The organism is Stenotrophomonas sp. 22DLJC03 (genome assembly GCF_056861405.1).
Genome location: NZ_JBSPUG010000006.1, coordinates 68,526 through 86,897, shown reverse-complemented (window position 1 = coordinate 86,897; position 18,372 = coordinate 68,526). Strand labels below are relative to the sequence as shown.

The 18,372-nt window shown below is 65.1% G+C and carries 16 protein-coding genes; 9 read left to right on the top strand and 7 right to left on the bottom strand.

What is annotated here, in order from left to right:
- Positions 1-5: 5 nt before the first annotated feature.
- The 4 genes from AC13GA_RS18215 (at position 6) to gcvH (ending at position 3,156) form a co-directional block, all read left to right on the top strand.
- Positions 6-965: an SPFH domain-containing protein gene (locus AC13GA_RS18215; protein ID WP_012511869.1), complete on the top strand. Its 960-nt coding sequence runs from the start codon at positions 6-8 to the stop codon at positions 963-965.
- 1 nt (position 966) lies between these two features.
- The gene (locus AC13GA_RS18210; RefSeq protein ID WP_136639832.1) at positions 967-1,410 is read left to right on the top strand and encodes an NfeD family protein; all 444 of its coding nucleotides are present in this window, start codon (positions 967-969) and stop codon (positions 1,408-1,410) included.
- A gap of 144 nt (positions 1,411-1,554) precedes the next feature.
- The gene (gene gcvT, locus AC13GA_RS18205; RefSeq protein ID WP_428709714.1) at positions 1,555-2,667 is read left to right on the top strand and encodes a glycine cleavage system aminomethyltransferase GcvT; all 1,113 of its coding nucleotides are present in this window, start codon (positions 1,555-1,557) and stop codon (positions 2,665-2,667) included.
- 93 nt (positions 2,668-2,760) lie between these two features.
- Positions 2,761-3,156 carry a glycine cleavage system protein GcvH gene (gene gcvH / locus AC13GA_RS18200; protein ID WP_046987801.1) on the top strand — a complete coding sequence of 132 codons (396 nt, stop codon included), beginning with the start codon at positions 2,761-2,763 and terminating at the stop codon, positions 3,154-3,156.
- A gap of 4 nt (positions 3,157-3,160) precedes the next feature.
- On the opposite strand, the gene AC13GA_RS18195 is transcribed toward gcvH, so the two are convergent.
- Positions 3,161-3,748, bottom strand: a complete 588-nt coding sequence (locus AC13GA_RS18195; RefSeq protein ID WP_482998707.1) for a hypothetical protein — start codon at positions 3,746-3,748, stop codon at positions 3,161-3,163.
- 183 nt (positions 3,749-3,931) lie between these two features.
- Here AC13GA_RS18195 and AC13GA_RS18190 point away from each other — a divergent pair, with 183 nt between their 5' ends.
- Positions 3,932-4,459 (top strand): hypothetical protein, encoded by a 528-nt coding sequence (locus tag AC13GA_RS18190; RefSeq protein ID WP_049458041.1) that lies wholly within the window; start codon positions 3,932-3,934, stop codon positions 4,457-4,459.
- A 62-nt stretch (positions 4,460-4,521) separates the two neighbouring features.
- On the opposite strand, the gene AC13GA_RS18185 is transcribed toward AC13GA_RS18190, so the two are convergent.
- Entirely contained in the window at positions 4,522-5,436 is a 915-nt protein-coding gene (locus AC13GA_RS18185; RefSeq protein ID WP_482998706.1) for a LysR family transcriptional regulator, read from the bottom strand.
- Positions 5,437-5,550: 114 nt separating this feature from the next.
- Here AC13GA_RS18185 and AC13GA_RS18180 point away from each other — a divergent pair, with 114 nt between their 5' ends.
- Positions 5,551-6,309, top strand: coding sequence for an SDR family NAD(P)-dependent oxidoreductase (locus AC13GA_RS18180; RefSeq protein ID WP_046987798.1), 759 nt, complete (start codon positions 5,551-5,553; stop codon positions 6,307-6,309).
- 137 nt (positions 6,310-6,446) lie between these two features.
- On the opposite strand, the gene AC13GA_RS18175 is transcribed toward AC13GA_RS18180, so the two are convergent.
- Complete coding sequence (locus tag AC13GA_RS18175; protein WP_046987797.1) at positions 6,447-7,844, bottom strand: serine hydrolase domain-containing protein; 1,398 nt, start codon at positions 7,842-7,844, stop codon at positions 6,447-6,449.
- Positions 7,845-8,130: 286 nt separating this feature from the next.
- Between AC13GA_RS18175 and AC13GA_RS18170 the strand changes: the two genes are divergently transcribed.
- Both AC13GA_RS18170 and AC13GA_RS18165 read left to right on the top strand, forming a co-directional pair.
- Complete coding sequence (locus AC13GA_RS18170; RefSeq protein ID WP_482998705.1) at positions 8,131-9,459, top strand: NTP/NDP exchange transporter; 1,329 nt, start codon at positions 8,131-8,133, stop codon at positions 9,457-9,459.
- A 78-nt stretch (positions 9,460-9,537) separates the two neighbouring features.
- Positions 9,538-9,888, top strand: coding sequence for a DUF1304 domain-containing protein (locus AC13GA_RS18165; protein ID WP_447782306.1), 351 nt, complete (start codon positions 9,538-9,540; stop codon positions 9,886-9,888).
- A 577-nt stretch (positions 9,889-10,465) separates the two neighbouring features.
- Here the strand turns inward: AC13GA_RS18165 and AC13GA_RS18160 are convergent.
- The 3 genes from AC13GA_RS18160 to AC13GA_RS18150 form a co-directional block, all read right to left on the bottom strand.
- Complete coding sequence (locus AC13GA_RS18160; RefSeq protein ID WP_253078149.1) at positions 10,466-10,933, bottom strand: hotdog fold domain-containing protein; 468 nt, start codon at positions 10,931-10,933, stop codon at positions 10,466-10,468.
- A gap of 76 nt (positions 10,934-11,009) precedes the next feature.
- Entirely contained in the window at positions 11,010-13,487 is a 2,478-nt protein-coding gene (locus tag AC13GA_RS18155; RefSeq protein WP_136639092.1) for an acyl-CoA dehydrogenase, read from the bottom strand.
- Positions 13,484-14,401 carry an alpha/beta fold hydrolase gene (locus tag AC13GA_RS18150; protein ID WP_046987073.1) on the bottom strand — a complete coding sequence of 306 codons (918 nt, stop codon included), beginning with the start codon at positions 14,399-14,401 and terminating at the stop codon, positions 13,484-13,486. Before AC13GA_RS18150 ends, AC13GA_RS18155 begins: the two co-directional genes overlap by 4 nt.
- Before the next feature lie 141 nt (positions 14,402-14,542).
- On the opposite strand from AC13GA_RS18150, the gene AC13GA_RS18145 reads away from it, so the two are divergent.
- Positions 14,543-15,145, top strand: a complete 603-nt coding sequence (locus tag AC13GA_RS18145; RefSeq protein WP_046987072.1) for a TetR/AcrR family transcriptional regulator — start codon at positions 14,543-14,545, stop codon at positions 15,143-15,145.
- A 141-nt stretch (positions 15,146-15,286) separates the two neighbouring features.
- Here AC13GA_RS18145 and AC13GA_RS18140 read toward each other — a convergent pair whose 3' ends face one another.
- Entirely contained in the window at positions 15,287-18,163 is a 2,877-nt protein-coding gene (locus AC13GA_RS18140) for a TonB-dependent receptor domain-containing protein (protein WP_046987071.1), read from the bottom strand.
- Between the last annotated feature and the right edge of the window lie 209 nt (positions 18,164-18,372).

Below are 18,372 nucleotides of genomic sequence, written 5' to 3'. Positions count from 1 at the left end.
GCAAGATGTTCCCGACCATGTTCTTTACCGTGGTACTGGCCTTCGTGGCCGTGGTGATCCTGTTCAAGGCGGTACGGATGGTGCCCCAGGGCTACGAGTGGACCGTCGAGCGCTTCGGGCGCTACACGCACACCATGACCCCAGGCCTGCATTTCCTGATTCCGATCGTGTACGGGGTGGGGCGCAAGGTGAACATGATGGAGCAGGTGCTGGATGTGCCCAGCCAGGAAGTGATCACCAAGGACAACGCCGCCGTGCGCGTGGACGGCGTGGTGTTCTTCCAGGTACTCGATGCGGCCAAGGCCGCCTATGAAGTGGCCAATCTGGAAGTGGCGATGATCGCCCTGGTGCAGACCAATATTCGTACCGTGATCGGTTCGATGGACCTGGATGAATCACTGAGCCAGCGCGAAGTGATCAATGCGCAGCTGCTGAGCGTGGTCGACCATGCCACCAACCCGTGGGGCGTGAAGGTCAACCGCATCGAGATCCGCGACATCCAGCCGCCGCGCGACCTGCTGGATGCGATGGCGCGGCAGATGAAGGCCGAGCGCGAGAAGCGCGCGCAGATCCTTGAGGCAGAGGGTTCAAGGCAGTCGGAGATCCTGCGCGCCGAAGGCGAGAAGCAAGCCACGGTGCTGGAGGCCGAAGGCCGCCGTGAGGCGGCGTTCCGCGATGCCGAGGCCCGCGAGCGCCTGGCCGAGGCCGAGGCCATGGCGACCAGGGTGGTGTCGGTGGCGATTGCCGAGGGTGACGTGCAGGCGATCAACTACTTCGTCGCCCAGAAGTACGTGGAAGCCTTCAAGGAACTGGCCAGTTCGCCGAACCAGAAGCTGGTGCTGATGCCGATGGAGGCCAGCGGGGTGATTGGTTCGATTGCCGGCGTGGCTGAGCTGGCCAAGCAGGCGCTGGCCGACCAGGACAGCAAGGCCGCCAGCAAGCGGCCACCACCGATCGGAGGCTGACATGCGCTGGGAAGTCGTAGGCTGGGGCGCGTTGGCACTGCTGCTGTTCGCGGCCGAAGCGCTGGCACCGGGGGCGTTCATGCTGTGGATCGGCATCGGCGCGGCGGCGGTGTTCGTGCTGGTGGCGGTGTTCGGCGATATCCCGCTGCTGTGGCAGGTGGTTGCCTTCGTGCTGTTGAGCGTTGTCTCGATCCAATGCTACCGGCGCTGGGGGCGGCCCCGCGCCCGGCCCAGCGATGCGCCGCTGCTCAACCGCCGCGCCGAGCAGCTGGTCGGTCGGGAGGTGGTACTGCAGCAGGGCATCGTCGGTGGCCAGGGACGGGTCAGCATTGACGATGCGTCCTGGCAGGTGAGCGGTCCGGAGCTGCCTGCAGGCGCATGGGTGAAGGTGCTCAGCGTGCAGGGCACGGTGCTGGTGGTCGAGGACGCAGGCCGCCCCCTGTAGCGCCGAGCTCACGCTCGGCTTCCACACGAAGAGCAGCCGAGCATGGGCTCGGCTCTACAGCTCCGGCGCTGCGCTGCGGCACACCTGCGGGCGACCGATCTGGGATAATGGGGATTCTTGTTTCCTCTGCTGCCGGACCCGGTCATGACCCAGAAGACGCTGCTCAACGATACCCACCGCGCCCTTGGCGCCAAGATGGTCGATTTCGGGGGTTGGGACATGCCCATCCACTACGGCTCGCAGCTGGACGAACACCACCTGGTGCGTCGCGAGTCCGGTGTGTTCGACGTCAGCCACATGACCGTGGTCGACCTGCGCGGTGACCAGGTCAAGCCGTTCCTGCGCCGCCTGCTGGCCAATTCCGTGGACAAGTTGAAGGTGACCGGCAAGGCACTGTACTCGTGCATGCTGAATCCGCGCGGCGGCGTCATCGATGATCTGATCGTCTACTACCTGGGCGATGACTTCTTCCGCATGGTCGTCAACGCATCCACCCGTGAGAAGGACCTGGCCTGGCTGCGCGAGCAGGCCGCGCCGTTCGGCGTCAGCGTCGAGCAGCGTCCGGACCTGGCCATCCTTGCCGTGCAGGGCCCGCAGGCGCGCGACATCGTCATCGGCCTGGCCCGCGAAGCCGACCGTGCAGCGCTGACCAAGCTTGGCCGCTTTGCTGCGCTGCAGGCGCAGTCCGACGATGGCGTCGAGCTGTTCGTCGCCCGCACCGGCTACACCGGTGAAGATGGTTTCGAGATCCTGCTGCCGCAGGATGCCGTGGTCGCGTTCTGGAACCGCCTGCTGGCGGCGGGCGTGAAGCCGGCCGGACTCGGTGCGCGCGACACCCTGCGCCTGGAAGCCGGCATGAACCTGTATGGCCAGGACATGGACGAAGCGATCAGCCCGTACGAAGCGGCGCTGGCCTGGACCGTGTCGCTGGACGAAGGTCGCGACTTCATCGGCCGCGACGTGCTGGAAGCGCAGAAGGCCGCTGGCACCGCACGCCAGATGATCGGCCTGGTGATGGACGAGAAGGGTGTGCTGCGTCATGGTCAGGCGGTGACCACCGCCGGTGGCCAGGGCGAGATCCTGTCCGGCACCTTCTCGCCGACCCTGGCCAAGGGCATCGCCTTCGCGCGCGTGCCGGCCGGTGAACTGGGCGAGGTCACCGTCGACATCCGCGGCCGGCAGGTGCCGGTGCGCGTGGTCAAGTTCCCGTTCGTGCGCGAAGGCCAGGCCCAGCCCGGCGTGCTTGGCGACGCCTGATCCAAACATGCCGGTCGTCACTGACAGCAGTGGCGGCCGGTTGGTTACACTAGCCCCGTTTTTTCCACCCCTGCATATCTCTGGAGCAGTCCCATGAGCGAGATCCCCGGCGACCTCAAGTTCCTCAAGTCCCATGAGTGGGCCCGTGTCGAAGGCAATGGCCGCGTGACCGTCGGTATTTCCGACCACGCCCAGGGCCTGCTGGGTGACCTGGTCTACGTCGAGCTGCCCGAAGTCGGCGCGACCGCCAAGGCCAACGAGCAGATCGCGGTCGTCGAGTCGGTGAAGGCCGCCTCCGACGTCTACAGCCCGGTCAGCGGCACCATCGTCGAGGTCAACTCGGCGCTGTCGGACAAGCCGGAAACCATCAACGAAGATGCCTACGGCGACGGCTGGATGTACGTGGTCGAACTGTCCAACGCCGATGAGCTCAACGAGCTGCTGGATCCGGACGCGTACGCCGAAGCCCTGGAAGACGAAGACCACTGAGTCGTCACTTCCGGGTTCGGACACGGCCATCTTCGGGTGGCCGTTTTTGTTTTGGCGATGGTGCCCGACTCATGACGACGGGTTCGCTGCCGACCCTCGGCATGGCATCAGCGGGCAGGCGAACGGCACGGAAGGGCATGCGCAGTTTTGCGCAAATCCGCGTTTCCACCCCGCGTTGGCGTGTCCGGATGTGAAAACTTTTGATGCCCCGTTGCGGCGCCGTTGTGCTGGCGTTGGCGGCAGCGGTGATGGTTGTTTGCAATGCATGCATGCTGTGGCGACGGACATGCACGCTTCTGCGTAGAGTGCTTATTTCAAGTGCTTTTTGTTCAACGATTGCGTCTGCGTTGTTGCAGGCAACGTGCGTGCGCGGCGCTTCGGCGGTCGCTGCAGGCGCGACGTGGCGACCGTGCAGACGCCGCCGCGGACGGCGCGGATGTGAAAATTTTTCGCGGGGGTTGTTGACAGTAAAAAAAACCGTGATTAGGTTTCGCCTCAGCAGACCTTGCCTGCCCAACCGAGTGCGCAGAATCAATCGTCCGATGCGAAGCAGCCCCTTCAAGACCACCGCGACCCTGATGACGGTGGACATGGCCCCGCTTCCCCCGGAGAAATGCAAGGTACCCCCCGTTCCGATGCCCGCTCCGCCGATCGAGGCGGGCATTGCCGCATCCGTAACGGCGCGCCTGACGCGCCGGCGGTCCCCGCACGCAGCATCCGCGGGTTTGATCCACCTGGGCGTTTCAACTCCCTATCACTGACGAGGAGCCATCCCATGGCAACCAAGAAAGCTGCGAAGAAAAAGCCCGCCGCCAAGAAAGCGGTGAAGAAGGTCGCTAAGAAGGCCGCTGCCAAGAAGGCAGTGAAGAAGGTCGCGAAGAAGGCGACCGCCAAGAAGGCAGTGAAGAAGGCTGCGAAGAAGGTCGCCAAGAAGACCACTGCGAAGAAGGCAGTGAAGAAGGCGGCAAAGAAGGTAGCCAAGAAGTCCACTGCCAAGAAGGCCGTCAAGAAGACCGCGAAGAAGGCCGTCAAGAAGGTAGCCAAGAAGGCCACCAAGAAGACTGCCAAGAAGGCTACTGCCCGCAAGCCGGCCAAGAAGGTCGCCAAGAAGGCAGTAAAGAAGACTGCAAAGAAGGCGGTAAAGAAGACCGCCAAGAAGGCAGTGAAGAAGACCGCGAAGAAGGCCACCAAGAAGGCTGCCCCGAAGAAGGCAGCGAAGAAGGTTGCCAAGCGCAAGCCGGCCGCCCGCAAGAAGAAGGCTGCTCCGGTCGCTCTGCCGGCAACCCCGGCGCCGCTGATCTAAGTACTTCCCGATAGCCGCATCCTGAAACCCCTTCCCTGTTGCCCAGCAGGGAGGGGGTTTTTTTATGCTCGGATGTCGGTTGCGAACGTGGTCGGCAAGGGCGGGAAACGCTCGACCAGGAAGTCGAGGAAGCTGCGCAGGCGGGTTGAGCGGTAGCGGTCGTGGGCGTAGACCACGTGCATCGGCCGACCGGCCTGACCGTGCTCGGGGAACAGCTGCACCAGGCGCCCGGCGTCGACATCCGCGGCCAGCAGCAGGGTCGATTGCAGCACGATGCCCAGCCCATGCAGTGCGGCCGAACGCAGTGCTTCGCCGTTGTTGATCTGCAGCCGGCCATCGGGCGCGCGGTCGAGCTCGCCAGCGCCGGCCTGCAGCCACTGCGCGAGCGCGCTGGGTTCGAAGGACAGGCATTGATGCGAGGCGAGCGCTGGCAACGTGTCAGGGGTGCCGTGGCGCGCGAGGTAGGCCGGCGAGGCGCACATCATCAAGCGATACGGGGCGAGCGGCCGTGCTATCAGTTCGCTGCTGCCGGCCAGGGTGCCGATGCGCAGCGCTGCTTCGAAGCCTTCCTCGGCCAGGTCGACCACGCGGTCGGTCAGCGTCGCCTCGACACGGACGTCCGGGTAGCGGGCCATGTACTCGGCCAGCGCCGGCACCAGTGCATGGGTGCCGAAGATTACCGGAGCGCTGATGCGCAGCGTTCCTGCGGGTGCCAGCTGCTGGTGCTGGGCCTGCGCATCGGTCTCGTCCACCAGGCGCAGGATCTCCTTGCATCGCGCGTAGTAATCCTCGCCGAAGGGGGTCAGGTGCTGGCGCCGGGTGGTGCGGCTGAGCAGCTGCATGCCGAGCCGGGCCTCGAGCGAGCGCAGGTGCTTGCCGGCCATCGTCGCGGAAATATCCATCGCCGCCGCCGCAGCGCTGAGGCTGCCCTTGTCCACGATCAGCACGTAGACCCGCATGCTCTCCAGCAGGTTCATCTGACACCCCGGGTGTTGAATGCTGAAACCTGCGCGGAGTTTATCAATCAGTGGTGATCAAAGAGCATGCGCTGCACGGGCCGGATGTGCCGGCCATGCTCACAGGAGAACACCATGGATTTGAACCTCGAGGGACGCACCGCGCTGGTCACCGGTGCGGGCAGCGGCATCGGTGCCGGTGTTGCCAGGTTGCTGGCGGCGCAGGGTGTGCGTGTTGTGATCAGTGCACGGCGCGCGGAGCCGCTGCAGGCCCTGGCGGCGGAAATCGAAAGCGGTGGCGCGCCCGCGCCGGTCATCGTGCTCGGTGATGTCACCGATGCCGATGATGTGCGCCGCATCGCCGATGCCTCGCTGGCAGCGCTGCAGCGGGTGGACATCCTGGTCAACGCGGCTGGAGGAGGGCGGCCGGCCACGGTGGATGCGGGCGACGATGTATGGGAGGAGGCGATCGCACTGAATTTCTCTGCGGCGCGACGGCTGACCCAGGCATTGCTGCCGGCGATGCAGGCGCAGGGATGGGGACGAGTGATCAACTTCAGTGGTTCGATGGAGCCGCGTGCCGTGAACGCCGCCACGGCAGCGAAGGCAGCGCTGCATCTGTGGAGCAAGGGGCTGTCGTCGGCGCTGGCCACACAGGGCATCACGGTCAATGCGATCGCGCCGGGACGGATCAATAGCGCGCAGATCCGGGACCGCCTGCATCCCACCGAGGAAAGCCGGCGCGAATTCATCGCCCGCAACATCCCGATCGGGCGCTTCGGCGAACCGGAGGAAGTGGCGCCGCTGGTGGCGTTCCTGGCCTCGCCGCTGGCCGGCTACATCACCGGTGCCGTGATTCCGGTGGACGGCGGAATGCACTACTTCGCGCATTAGCCCTCCGGAACTGTAGAGCCGAGCCCTGCTCGGCTGCTTCACGCATTTGTAGAGTCGAGCCGTGCTCGACTCCACAACAGCCAACAAAAAGGGCGACCCGCGGGCCGCCCTTCGTACTCACCGTCGAGCCCGCCAGATCAGCGCGGCGAGGCGACGGCACGATTGCTGGAAGCACCCTTGCCCTTGCGCTTGTCCTGCTGCGCAGGGCTCGCGCCTTCGGCCATCAGGTTGTCGCTGCCGAAGTCGGTGTCCACGTCCAGCCAGCGCTGCGTCGGCAGGCCGAGGGCGGCGTCGAGCACGGTCGGCAGCAGGCCGCTGGGCAGGCCGCTTTCGCCGTTCCACATGATGGCGATGCCAAGGTCGCGTTCCGGCACCAGCGCGACCAGGCCGCGGTAGCCCTGCACGGCGCCGGCATGGAACACCACGTCGTGACCGGCATAGTCGAAGGTGCGCCAGCCCAGTGCGTAGCCGGCCGAGTGCAGGCGCTCGCGGCGCCAGCCCGAACGCATTTCGCCCGGGGTGTTGATCAGGCTGGAATGCAGGGTGGCCAGCAGCGGTGCCGGCAGCACGTCCGGACGGTGGCCGGTGTGGGCCAGCAGCCATTGCGCCATGTCGCTGGCGCTGGCGTTGACGCCTGCGGCCGGGGCGACGCGGTAATAGGTCGGCTTCGGCGTCAGCGACACCCAGCCATTACGGCTGCGCACGTGCGGGCGCGCCCAGCGCGAGCTGGCCTGGATGCCGGCCAGGCCGAGGCTGGCATCGTTCATGCCCAGCGGCTTGAAGATGCGGCGTTCGACCGACTGCTCGTAGAAGCTGCCCGAGGCGGCATAGACCACGTCACCGATCAGGCTGAAGGCCACGTTCTGGTAGGCGTAGCAGTCGCCCGGAAGGCACTTCAGGCTGGTGTTGGCCAGTTTCTGGGTCAGCGAGTAGTACTCGGCATTGCCTTCGATGTCGCGGTCGTAGGCGTTGTACGGCAGGCCGACGCGGTGGCTGAGTACGTCGGCCACGGTCAGGCGATCAGTCGCTTCCGGCGAGTTGAGGCGGAAACCCGGCACGTAGTCGGTGACCTTGCTGTCCCAGCGCAGGGTGCCGTCGTTGACCAGCAGGCCGGCCATGGTGCCGGCGAACGCCTTGGACAGCGACGCCAGGCGGAACACGGTATGCGCATCGACCGGCAGCGGGTTGTTGACGTCGGTGACGCCATAGCCGCGCGCGCTGAGCACACGGCCACCCTGCACGATGGCCACGGCCATGCCCGGCACGCGCTCACCATAGGTCAGCTGCTGCGCCATCGATTCGATGTTTGCGACGTTGAAGCCGGCCGCCGGCAGCTGCACCTGCGGCACCAGGCCGGTGCGGTATGCGGCGGGCTGGGTGTGGGCGACGGCGGTGGCGGCGGATTCGATGTTGGCCGGCATCGGCGGCAACGGCGGCGGGGTCTGCGCGGTGGTGGACAAGGCAACGGGCATCAACATGCCCAGCAAACCGGTGGCCGCCGAACGGATCGGACGACGCAGGCTGTTCTTTTTCATCGTGGAGACCCGTGCGCGACTGCTGATGGCGATTCTAGCGCCGCTTTTCCCTTGTGCACAAACAAAGCGAAGATGAATGCGCATCTCGTTGAAAAAGTTGGAATTTTGACGCCCCGAAAGCGTGTGTCGGAACGTATCGTCCGGGTGGGATCGTGACACTGCGTTTCAGCCTTCTGCGGGGCTGCTGCTGGCGATGTTGCAGTGCATTGGCTAACGTACGCGCTTCACTGCCCCCGGAGCCTGCCATGCCGCTGTCCAACCGCCGTCTTCTGGCGAGGGACGCCGCGTGAGTGCGGTGCAGGTCAGGGGGCCGCTGAGGGGCCTGAGCGCGGCACTGCGTGAGTCGCCGGCGCTGTGGTGGTCGTTCCTGTACTTCTTCTGCCTGCTGAGCGGCTACTACGTGCTGCGCCCGGTGCGTGAGGCGATGGCCGCTTCGGCCGACCTGGAGACCGTGTTCCCGCCGATGCTGATCGCCTGGTTCAACAGCCACGGCATCGCGCTGAAGGACTTCGTCCTGCAGTTCCTGTTCTCCTGCGTGTTCGTGATCATGCTGGTGCTGCAGCCGGTCTACGGCTGGCTGGTCAGCCGCTTCCCGCGACGGGTGTTCCTGCCGGCGGTGTATGGGTTCTTCATCGTCACTCTGCTGGGGTTCTACGCGCTGTTCGACAGCGACGTGCCCGGGCGAGGCATGGCCTTCTTCTTCTGGATCAGCGTCTTCAACCTGTTCGCGGTGGCGGTGTTCTGGAGCTTCATGGCCGATGTGTTTTCCAACGCGCAGGCACGTGCCTACTACGGCTACATCGGCGCGGCCGGCACCATCGGTGCCTTCCTCGGCCCGTTCATCACCAGCGTGCTGGTGCAGCGCGTGGGCATCGCCAACCTGATGCTGGTCTCGGCCGGATTTCTCGCCATCTGCCTGTTGAGCATCTGGCGGCTGCGGCACTGGGCGGTGCTGCGCGAGCGCGAACAGCAACTGGTCGACGGTGAAAAGCCGATGGGCGGCAGTGTGCTGGATGGCCTGAAGCTGATCGTGCGCGAGCCCCTGCTGCGCTGGCTGGCGATCATGGTGTTGTTTGGTGTGGGCGTGGGCACCCTGCTGTACAACCAGCAGGCCACCATCGTGCGTGCCTCGTTCAACGATGCAGGCGCTGCCACTGCCTTCTTCTCGCGCATCGACCTGGCGGTGAACGCGCTGGCCCTGTTGATGCAGCTCGGCCTGACCCGCTGGCTGCTGTCTCGCCACGGCATCGCCCCGGCGCTGCTGATCCCGGGCTTCGCGATCCTGATCGGTTTCTCGGTGCTGGCTGCCTCGCCGATGCCGCTGATGGTGGCGGTGGTGCAGGTGATGACCCGTGCCAGCGAGTTTGCACTGGCCAAGCCGGCACGCGAGACCATCTATACCCGCGTAGACCGCCAGTGGCGCTACAAGGCCGGTGCGGCCATCGACACGGTGGTCTACCGCGGCGCGGACCTGAGCTTTGCGTGGGTGCACAAGGGCTTGTCCTTGTTTGGTTCACATGTGGTGTTCATCGGTGGCGTGGTGGTTGCCGCATGCATGACCGCTGCCGCGTTCGGCGTGCTGCGCGAAGAAAAGAAGCTGCCGCGCGACCGCTGAGCCGCGCGGGGTCGGATCCCTCTCCCACGGAGAGGGCTCTGACCCCATCACCCCATCCATCTATCCAAGGAAACGCCCATGTACTGGATCGCACTTGCCTTGACCCTGCTGGTCGCACTGCTGCACGTCTATTTCCTGGTGCTGGAGATGTTCCTGTGGACGCGCCCACTGGGCCTGAAGACGTTCCGCAACACGCCGGAGAAGGCAGAGACCACGCGCGTGCTGGCGGCCAACCAGGGCCTCTACAACGGCTTCCTGGCTGCAGGCATCGTGGTGGGGCTGTTGATCGACCAGCCGGTGCTGGTGACGTTCTCGCTGGCCTGTGTGGTGGTAGCGGGGTGCTATGGCGCCTACAGCGTCAGTCGTCGCATTTTCATGATCCAGGCGCTGCCGGCGATCCTGGCGTTGGTGTTTCGCGCACTGGCGTGATTTCCGGCCAACGGCACAGCCCCTCGTGGGTTGGTCGCGTAGAGCTGTCATGGGGTTGGTCGGGCGGGTTGGGTTCGCGGGGGACGCCGCAAGTCCCCCTCCGGGGCCCGGCCCAGCCGCTGGCGGCTGTGCGTTCAGGCGCTTGCGAAGCAGTGCTTCGCAAGCAAAGCGCCTTCACCCCTGTAAGCTCGATGGCGCCATCCATGGCGCCAACGCCCCTGCACGGCCCACCCGCCCGGCCTCAGACAGGTTCCGTGCGCGGCCAGCCCACGGAGAAGAAAAAAGAAGATCAAGAGCAACAGCGGGTCGCTGCGCTCGTGGGTTCTGCGTGCATGAAAAAAAGCGGCCGATGGGTCGCTTTTGCTTTTGCTCTTCTTTTTCTCTTCCGTGGGGGACGCCGCAGAGATCCGTCCGAGGCCGGAGGGGTGGGGCCGGGCGGGGTATCCGCGCCATGGATGGCGCGGCTAAGCCTACAGGGACGTACTTGCGGCGTCCCCGCATGGACCCACCCCTCCGGCCCAACCGATAAACCGCTTTCGCCGTCCACCCACGAGGGGCTGCGCCGTTCGCGGGAACACTACTTCGCCGGCGACAGCCACATGTCGATCACCGCGCTGAACACCTCCGTCCCCGCGCGGTCACGCACGCTCACCGTCACCGGCAGCGCATAGCCCTCGGCAGCGGCCACGATCGGCTGCGCCGGCAGCGCAACTGCCTGCAACATGCCGCGCGCCTTGGCCAGGTACTGCACCTGCATGCCCTTGGGGATCCAGCGCATGCCCTTCGGCAGCGAGGCATCGACCATCAACCCGGCGGTCAGCTCGGCCAGGTTGCACATCGCGATCGCGTGCACCGTGCCGATGTGGTTGCGCACCTTGCGCCGGTCGGCCAGCGTGCCTTCACAGCGGCCGTGCTCAAGGCGGGTGATGCGCGGCGCGATGCTGGCGAAGTAGGGCGCCTTGAAGCACACCGCGCGCGCGAACAGCCAGTTGCCGGCAGGCCATCGCTGCAGACGCTGGTAGAGGGACAGCAGGGGCGTGGACATGGTTGGAATTCCGGTCGGCAGATGAAACAACGGCGGGCCGAAGCCCGCCGTCGAAGGCAACACATGTCGCGGGCGATCAGGCCGCCTGCGAGTGCGGGTCCTTGTGCTGGCGGTCGTAGTAGCTAGCCGCGCGCAGTTCGTGGGTGTCGAAGTCGTCCACGGTGATGGTGTCCAGGGTCAGCGTACGCAGCTCTTCCAGCAGGCTGCGCTCGTCCTGGGTGATCACGCCTTCGGCCACGGCTTCGTCCAGCTGGCTGTTGAAGTCCAGCGCTTCGATGCCCTTGCTCTTCAGTGCCTTCAGGAACTTGCGCTCCACCGGCTCGGCCATGATCGCCTTGCTCAGGTAGCTGTTGATGCGGCCACCCGGGTTGTTCTCGCACGGGGTCAGGAACACGCCGCTGGCCAGACGATCACGCGCTTCGTTCGGGGCCATCAGCAGGGCGGCAACACGGCGGCTCAGGCGGTCGCCCGGAGCCTCGGCGCGACGGCCCAGCGGGAAGATCAGCGCCCACATCAGCCAGCCGATCGGACGGATCGGGAAGTTGCGCAGGGCGGCCGACAGTGACTCCTCGATCTTGTGCACGCTGTCATGGAAGGCCCAGGCCAGCAGCGGCTGGTCCGCCTGCGGCGCGCCTTCGTCGTGGTAGCGCTTGAGCATGGCGCTGGTCATGTAGACATGGCTCAGCACGTCGCCCAGGCGGCCGGACAGCGATTCCTTGAACTTCAGCTTGCCGCCGAGCGTCATCATCGAGATGTCGGCCATCAGCGCCAGGTTGGCCGAGTAACGGTCCAGCTTGCGGAAGTAACGGCGGGTGTAGGCGTCACCCGGGGCAGCACCGAAGCGGGCACCGGTCAGGCCGAACCAGAACGAACGAACAGCATTGGAGATACCGTAGCGGATGTGGCCGAACAGGCTGCGGTCGAAGTCCTGCAGGCCGGCACGGGTGTCCGGATCCTGCGCCGCCTTCATTTCCTTCAGCACCCACGGGTGGCAGAGGATCGCACCCTGGCCGAAGATCAGCAGGCTGCGGGTCATGATGTTGGCGCCTTCCACGGTGATCGCGATCGGCGCAGCCTGCCAGCTGCGACCAGCGAAGTTGCGCGGCCCCAGGATGATGCCCTTGCCGCCGATCACGTCCATCATGTCCGAGATCACTTCGCGGCTCATGTTGGTGCAGTGGTACTTGGCGATCGCCGACGGCACCGACGGCACGTCGCCGCGGTCCACCGCTGCCGCCGTGGCCTGCGACAGCGCGCTGATCTTGTAGGCTTTGCCGCCGATGCGGGCCAGCGCTTCTTCCACGCCCTCGAAGCGGCCGACCGACAGGCCGAACTGCTTGCGGATGCGAGCGTAGGCACCGGTCACCGCGGCACCGGCCTTGGCACCGCCGCTGGCGGTGGAGGGCAGGGTGATCGAGCGGCCCACGGCCAGGCACTCGTTGAGCATGTTCCAACCCTTGCCGGCCATGGCAGCGCCACCGATCAGCTGGGTCAGCGGAATGAACACGTCCTTGCCGCGGATGGGGCCGTTCTGGAAGGTCGAGTTCAGCGGGAAGTGGCGACGGCCGATTTCAACGCCGGCGGTCTCGCGCGGCAGCAGGCCCAGGGTGATGCCGATGTCGCGGGTTTCACCAATCAGGCCGTCCGGATCGTACATGCGGAAGGCCAAGCCGATCAGCGAGGCAACCGGGGCCAGCGTGATGTAGCGCTTGTCGAAGGTCAGCTTGACGCCGAGCACCTGCTCGCCGTTCCACTCGCCCTTGCAGACGATGCCGTAGTCGGGAATCGAGGTGGCGTCGGAGCCGGCGAACGGACCGGTCAGGCCGAAGCAGGGCACTTCGCGGCCATCGGCCAGGCGCGGCAGGTACTGGTCCTTCTGTTCCTGGGTGCCGTAATGCACCAGCAGTTCACCCGGGCCCAGCGAGTTGGGCACACCGACCGTGGAGCTGACCACCGAAGACACCGAGGCGAGCTTCTGGATCACCTTGTGGTGAGCCAGAGCGGAGAAGCCCAAGCCGCCATACTCCTTCGGGATGATCATGCCGAAGAACTTGTTCTTCTTGATGAAGGCCCACAGTTCCGGCGGCAGGTCCGCGTGGACGTGGGTGATTTCCCAGTCGTTGACCATCTTGCACAGCTCTTCCACCGGACCATCGAGGAAGGCCTGTTCTTCGGCGGTCAGCTGCGGCTTCGGGTAGTTGAGCAGGATGTTCCAGTCCGGGTCGCCGGTGAACAGCTCGCCTTCGAAACCGACCGAGCCGGTTTCCAGTGCGATGCGCTCGGTCTGCGACAGCGGCGGCAGCACCTTGCGGAACACCTTCATCATCGGGCCGGTCAGCAGCGGCTTGCGGATGAACGGCAGCAGCAGCGGCACGGCGATGACGGCCAACACAGCGGCCGCGACGATCGTGGCGGTCTGGTTGACGTAGGGAATGAACCAGCAGGCGGCCAGCAGGGCCACGCTGATCAGCGTCCAGGTAACCAGCCGCATGCGGTGGTAGGCGACGAACGCGCCTGCCAGCAGCAGGGCGAGGAAGGGAAGAACGATGCTCATGAGCGTGCTCCGGTGACGTGCTCGTTTGTGGCGGACGAAGCCGCAGCATCCGCTGCGGGCAACACGTCCAGATAGTCCAACACAGTAGCGGTAAAGGCGTTGTTGTCGTCGCCGGCAACCATATGCGTGGCCTGCGGCAGCTGTACATGGCGCGCGTGCGGCGCCAACGCGAGGAATTCGGCCACGGTCTGTGGCGTGACCAGGTCGCTGCGGCCGCCGCTGACCAGCAGCAGCGGGCACTTCACCTGGCGCGCGGCTTCAGCCAGCGCGTCCTGGTGCTGTTCGCTGTCGCGGGCCAGTTCGGCCACCAGCCGCGGGTCCCAGTGCCAGCGCCAGCGGCCGTGGTCGTCCTCGCGCAGCAGCGCGCGCAGCGACTGTTCGGATTTGCGTGGGCGGTGCGGCATGTAGGCCGAGATCACGTCGGCGGCCTGGGCCAGCGAGGCGAAGCCATCAGGATGGGCGGTCATGAAGGCCAGGATGCGTTCAACCCCAGCGGTATCCCAGCGCGGGGTGATGTCGACCAGCACCATCGCCGAGAACAGGCCCGGCCAGCGCGATTCGGCCAACAGGCCGAACAGGCCGCCCATCGATGCCGCGACCAGCACCGGCGGGCGCGGTTGCTCGCCGGCCAGCACGATCAGGTCATCGGCGAACTGTTCGCCGTGATAGGGCAGGTCGGCGGCATTCCAGTCCGAATCGCCATGGCCGCGGGCATCGTAGGCCAGGGTCTGCAGGCCCGCTGCGGACAGGGCGCTGGCAGTCGCATTCCAGGCGTGCCGGGTCTGGCCGAAGCCATGCGCGAACAGCACGCGGCCACGACGGCCGTGGTCACTGGCGGTGGCGGCCAGACGGGTGCCATGGGCCGCTTCCAGGCGCAGGTCATGGAACGCAGCGGGAGTCGGGGACATAACCATACTTGCTAGTATGGATTGCTTCGGAAGGAAGTCAATACTGCATCGTATGGTGCGGTGCGGGAGGCGATCTGGACGCCGCTGTGACGGTTCCGGCTGCAATCGCGTACTGCAACGAACCCCGGCGTATGGTTAAATCAGCCCATGAATCAACCTGACGCTTCTGCCGGCGAACCGCGCGCCGGCCGCAACAGCCGCCTGAGTGCCGAAGACTGGGCCCAGGCGGCCCTCGATCTGATTGCTGAACAAGGCGTGGGTGCCGTCGCGGTGGAACCGTTGGCGCGGCGCCTGGGCGTGACCAAGGGCAGTTTCTACTGGCATTTCCCATCGCGCGATGCGTTGCTGCAGGCGGCGTTGGAGCGCTGGGAACTGTTCGAACAGGAACAGGTATTCGGCAGCCTCGAAGACGTGCCGGATCCGCGCGTGCGCCTGCGCCAGCTCTTCCAGATGGTCGCCCATGAAGTGCAGCCGCACATCATCTACAGCGAACTGCTGAAGGCGCTGGACCACCCGATGGTGCGCCCGGTGATCGACCGCGTCTCGCAGCGTCGCCTGGATTACCTGATCGCTTCCTTCCGTCAGGCAGGGCTCAGTTCGACCGATGCACGCCATCGTGCGCGCCTGGCCTATGCCGCCTACGTCGGCTTCCTGCAGCTGTCGCTGCAGCTGCAGCAGCCCAAGCAGGCCCGTGAGGATTTCGAGGCGTATGTCGAACACCTGATCGACACGTTGATTCCGAACGGATAAGCGCCCTGCGATGAGGTTGCTGGAAGGTCGCAGCCCTGCTGCGGCCTTTTTTGTTGGGCGCCGGTCAGCCACCTGCCCGGTGGCACAAAGAACAACGGCCCCTTGCGGGGCCGTTGCTGCATCAGCTGATCAGTGGATCGATCAGAACTTCTGCTTGTACTGCATGTACATGAAGCGACCGATGTCGTAGCCGCCGTAGTACGAGTACTGCGAGTTCGGCGCCGAGTACATCTGCGGGCCGTAATGGTCGAACACGTTGCGTGCGCCGACCGCGATGGTCGCATTCCACGGGGCGTTCCAGGACACCTGGACATCGTGGAACATGGTCGAGCCACGCTCGTTCATTGCGCGGTCGCGCACCGGATCCGGCGAGCCGAAGTCCGGCAGGGTGCACTCAGTGCTGTAGTAGCAGCGCTCCTTGACACCCGAGAAGTAGCGGGTGCCCCAGGTGACGCCCCAGTCACCACGCTCCCAGCCCAGCACCAGGTTCGAACGCAGGCGGAAGTTGCTGCCGAAGCCGTTGAGGATCGACACCGGCACTTCCTGCGCATTGGTGGTCTTCAGCACGTTCTTGCTGACGTAGCTGTTCTGCAGGTTGGCGTTGAAGGTACCCCAGCTGCTGGTCTCGAAGCGGTAGGCCACATCGAAGTCGAAGCCTTCGGTTTCCTGGTAACCAGCGTTGCGCGGTGCATAGGTCAGGTTGACCACGTTGTGGCGGTTCGGATCGCGGGAGAACGAGTTGCAGCGTTCAGCAATGCCGAGCACGTAGCAGTCGTTCAGCTGGTCATCCGGGCTGTCGGTGACGATGGTGTTGGTGATCTTGATGTTCCACCAGTCCAGGCTCAGGTTCAGGCCCTGGGCGAAGGTCGGGCTCCACACCAGGCCGACGGTCTTGGACTTGGACTTCTCCGGGGTCAGGTCCGGATTGGAGACTGCATTGAACGGGTCCGGCGTCTGCTCATCCGGTCCGCTGGCAGGCACATAACCCTGGCGCAGCTGACGGAAGGTGCTGGCGGTCGGGCCGATGGCGGCGGCGCAGCGAGCGGCGACGGCCGGATCGCCGGTCGAGCCGAACGACGTGTCGCACGGATCGGTGAAGTACGCGAAGGTCTGCGAACTGCCACCGTACAGATTGTCGATGGTCGGCGCGCGGAAGCCTTCAGCGTAGGTTGCACGCACCAGCAGCTGGTCGATCGGCTTCCACTTCAGACCGAACTTGTTGTTGGTGGTGTTGCCGAAGGTGTTGTACTTGGAATAACGCGTGGCCGCGTTGAAGCTCAGTTCCTTGGCACCCGGCAGGTCAGCCAGGATCGGAACATTCAGCTCCAGATACACTTCGTTGACGTTGTAGCCGCCACCGGTCGGACCTGCGGCCAGATCGGTGGAGTAACCGGTCTGCGACAGGGCGTCAGGATTGTAGGAGCCCTTGTCTTCACGGTACTCGTAGCCCAGCGCGAAGCCCAGGTCGCCAGCGGGCAGGGTGAACAGGCTGCCGGCGATGTTCGCGTAGTAAGTCTTGGTGGTGACTTCACCAGTGTTCTTGGTGGTCGGGAACAGGAACTGCTGCAGGTCCGGGTTGCCGCTCAGGCCACCGTCGCCGGTACGGCCCGCCGGAATGGCCGGATTCCACGGGATACAGCCGCCGGCACCGGAACCGTAGATCGGGTTCGAACCATCCACCAGCCCAGCTGCACTGCCGCACTCGACGCGACCGGTGGCCGGGTTGAAGAACGACGGACCGGTAGCTGCGTTGACCGCCAGCACGTTGTAGTTACCGGTCTGGGTCTGCAGGTTCTCCGAGTTCTGGTAGATGTAGCCAGCTTCCCAGTCGAAGTACTTGTCATTGAACTGGAAGCTGCCCTGCAGTGCTCCGGTGAAGCGGAAGGTGGTCAGCTTGTTGGTCGACAGGCGCGGCACTTCCCAGCCACGGCGCATGAAGCCCATGTCCTTGCCGAACGGGTTGTAGTAGCTGTCAGCGTCCCACTTTGCGCCCTGCCGCGAATAGGCAGAAGACTGCAGCGGATAGCCGGCGACCTGGGCCTGCGCTTCACGACGCGTGTACAGCAGGTCGGAGACGAAACGGACGTTGTCGGTGAGGTCGTACTGGACATTGGCAAATACCGAACGCCGCTTGGTCGGCGTCAGCAGGTGCATCTGCTCGTTCGAGTTGCTGGTATCACCGGTGATGCCGGCGAAGTCCTGGTCGTGATACTGGTTGACGTCGCGGTAGTCGCCACCGCGGTTCAGGGTGAGCCAGTCATCGGTGTCCGGATCGATGATCGTGCCCCACTGGCTGACCGGGCTCCAGTTCTGTTCCGGGTGGAAGGTGGTGCGCGAGTAACGGCTGAACCAGCGATCCCTGGCCCAGACTTCCTTTTCTTCGGCGTACTCGGCACCGATGGTGACCGAGCCACGGTCACCGGTGAAGCCGGCCACGAAGTCGTAGCTGGTCTTCTGGCCGTCACCTTCGCCGTACTGGCCGACGTAGGCATTGGCCTCCAGGCCTTCGAAGTTCTTGCGGGTGATGATGTTGATCACGCCGGCGATCGCGTCGGAGCCGTAGATCGACGAAGCGCCATCCTTCAGCACGTCGATACGCTCGACGATGGCCGACGGGATCTGCGAGACGTCCTGCAGGCCGCTGACGCTGGCGCCGAGGCGCTTGCCGTCGACCAGCACCAGGGTGCGCTCGGCACCGAGATTGCGCAGGTCGATGTAGAAGCCACCGACGGCTTCACCGGAGGACAGCGGCTCGGAACGGCTGATGGCCGGGCTACCGGCGGCTGCGATGTTCTGCAGGACGTCGGCAACCGTCTTGAAGCCGCTCTTCTCGATCGAAGCACGGCTGATGCTCAGAACGGGCTGGGCGGTTTCGGTATCGACCTGACGGATGCGCGAACCGGTGACCTCGATACGGTCGAGGTTGGTGGCTTCCTGGGCATGTGCCGTCGCGGTGGCAGCACCGGCGACAAGCGCGATCACAACTGCGTCACGCAGCTGGCTGGACTTGAGTTTCATTGGCTCTCTCTCTCCAAGAAATCTTGGCTGGGTTAATGCCCGGCGGGGGAGCGAAAAGCGCTCCCAAATCGCGAGGCTGAGCCGATAGTAGCGGGCGTTCGCCAAGAATTAAAGCTGTGTTAATCAAACCTGTGATTTTGGTAAAAATTCACTGTTTCCAGAAAAATCAAACGTTTACGTTGTATGGGATGACGAGGTGCCTCGTTTGT

Coding starts and splice junctions, on each gene's coding strand:
- AC13GA_RS18215 (WP_012511869.1), top strand. CDS start 6: ATGTTCCCGACCATGTTCTTTACCGTGGTACTGGCCTTCGTGGCCGTG.
- AC13GA_RS18160 (WP_253078149.1), bottom strand. CDS start 10,933: ATGTCCACGCCCCTGCTGTCCCTCTACCAGCGTCTGCAGCGATGGCCT.
- AC13GA_RS18140 (WP_046987071.1), bottom strand. CDS start 18,163: ATGAAACTCAAGTCCAGCCAGCTGCGTGACGCAGTTGTGATCGCGCTT.
- AC13GA_RS18190 (WP_049458041.1), top strand. CDS start 3,932: ATGGCAACCAAGAAAGCTGCGAAGAAAAAGCCCGCCGCCAAGAAAGCG.
- AC13GA_RS18180 (WP_046987798.1), top strand. CDS start 5,551: ATGGATTTGAACCTCGAGGGACGCACCGCGCTGGTCACCGGTGCGGGC.
- AC13GA_RS18210 (WP_136639832.1), top strand. CDS start 967: ATGCGCTGGGAAGTCGTAGGCTGGGGCGCGTTGGCACTGCTGCTGTTC.
- AC13GA_RS18185 (WP_482998706.1), bottom strand. CDS start 5,436: ATGAACCTGCTGGAGAGCATGCGGGTCTACGTGCTGATCGTGGACAAG.
- AC13GA_RS18145 (WP_046987072.1), top strand. CDS start 14,543: ATGAATCAACCTGACGCTTCTGCCGGCGAACCGCGCGCCGGCCGCAAC.
- AC13GA_RS18150 (WP_046987073.1), bottom strand. CDS start 14,401: ATGGTTATGTCCCCGACTCCCGCTGCGTTCCATGACCTGCGCCTGGAA.
- AC13GA_RS18195 (WP_482998707.1), bottom strand. CDS start 3,748: ATGTCCACCGTCATCAGGGTCGCGGTGGTCTTGAAGGGGCTGCTTCGC.
- gcvT (WP_428709714.1), top strand. CDS start 1,555: ATGACCCAGAAGACGCTGCTCAACGATACCCACCGCGCCCTTGGCGCC.
- gcvH (WP_046987801.1), top strand. CDS start 2,761: ATGAGCGAGATCCCCGGCGACCTCAAGTTCCTCAAGTCCCATGAGTGG.
- AC13GA_RS18175 (WP_046987797.1), bottom strand. CDS start 7,844: ATGAAAAAGAACAGCCTGCGTCGTCCGATCCGTTCGGCGGCCACCGGT.
- AC13GA_RS18165 (WP_447782306.1), top strand. CDS start 9,538: ATGTACTGGATCGCACTTGCCTTGACCCTGCTGGTCGCACTGCTGCAC.
- AC13GA_RS18155 (WP_136639092.1), bottom strand. CDS start 13,487: ATGAGCATCGTTCTTCCCTTCCTCGCCCTGCTGCTGGCAGGCGCGTTC.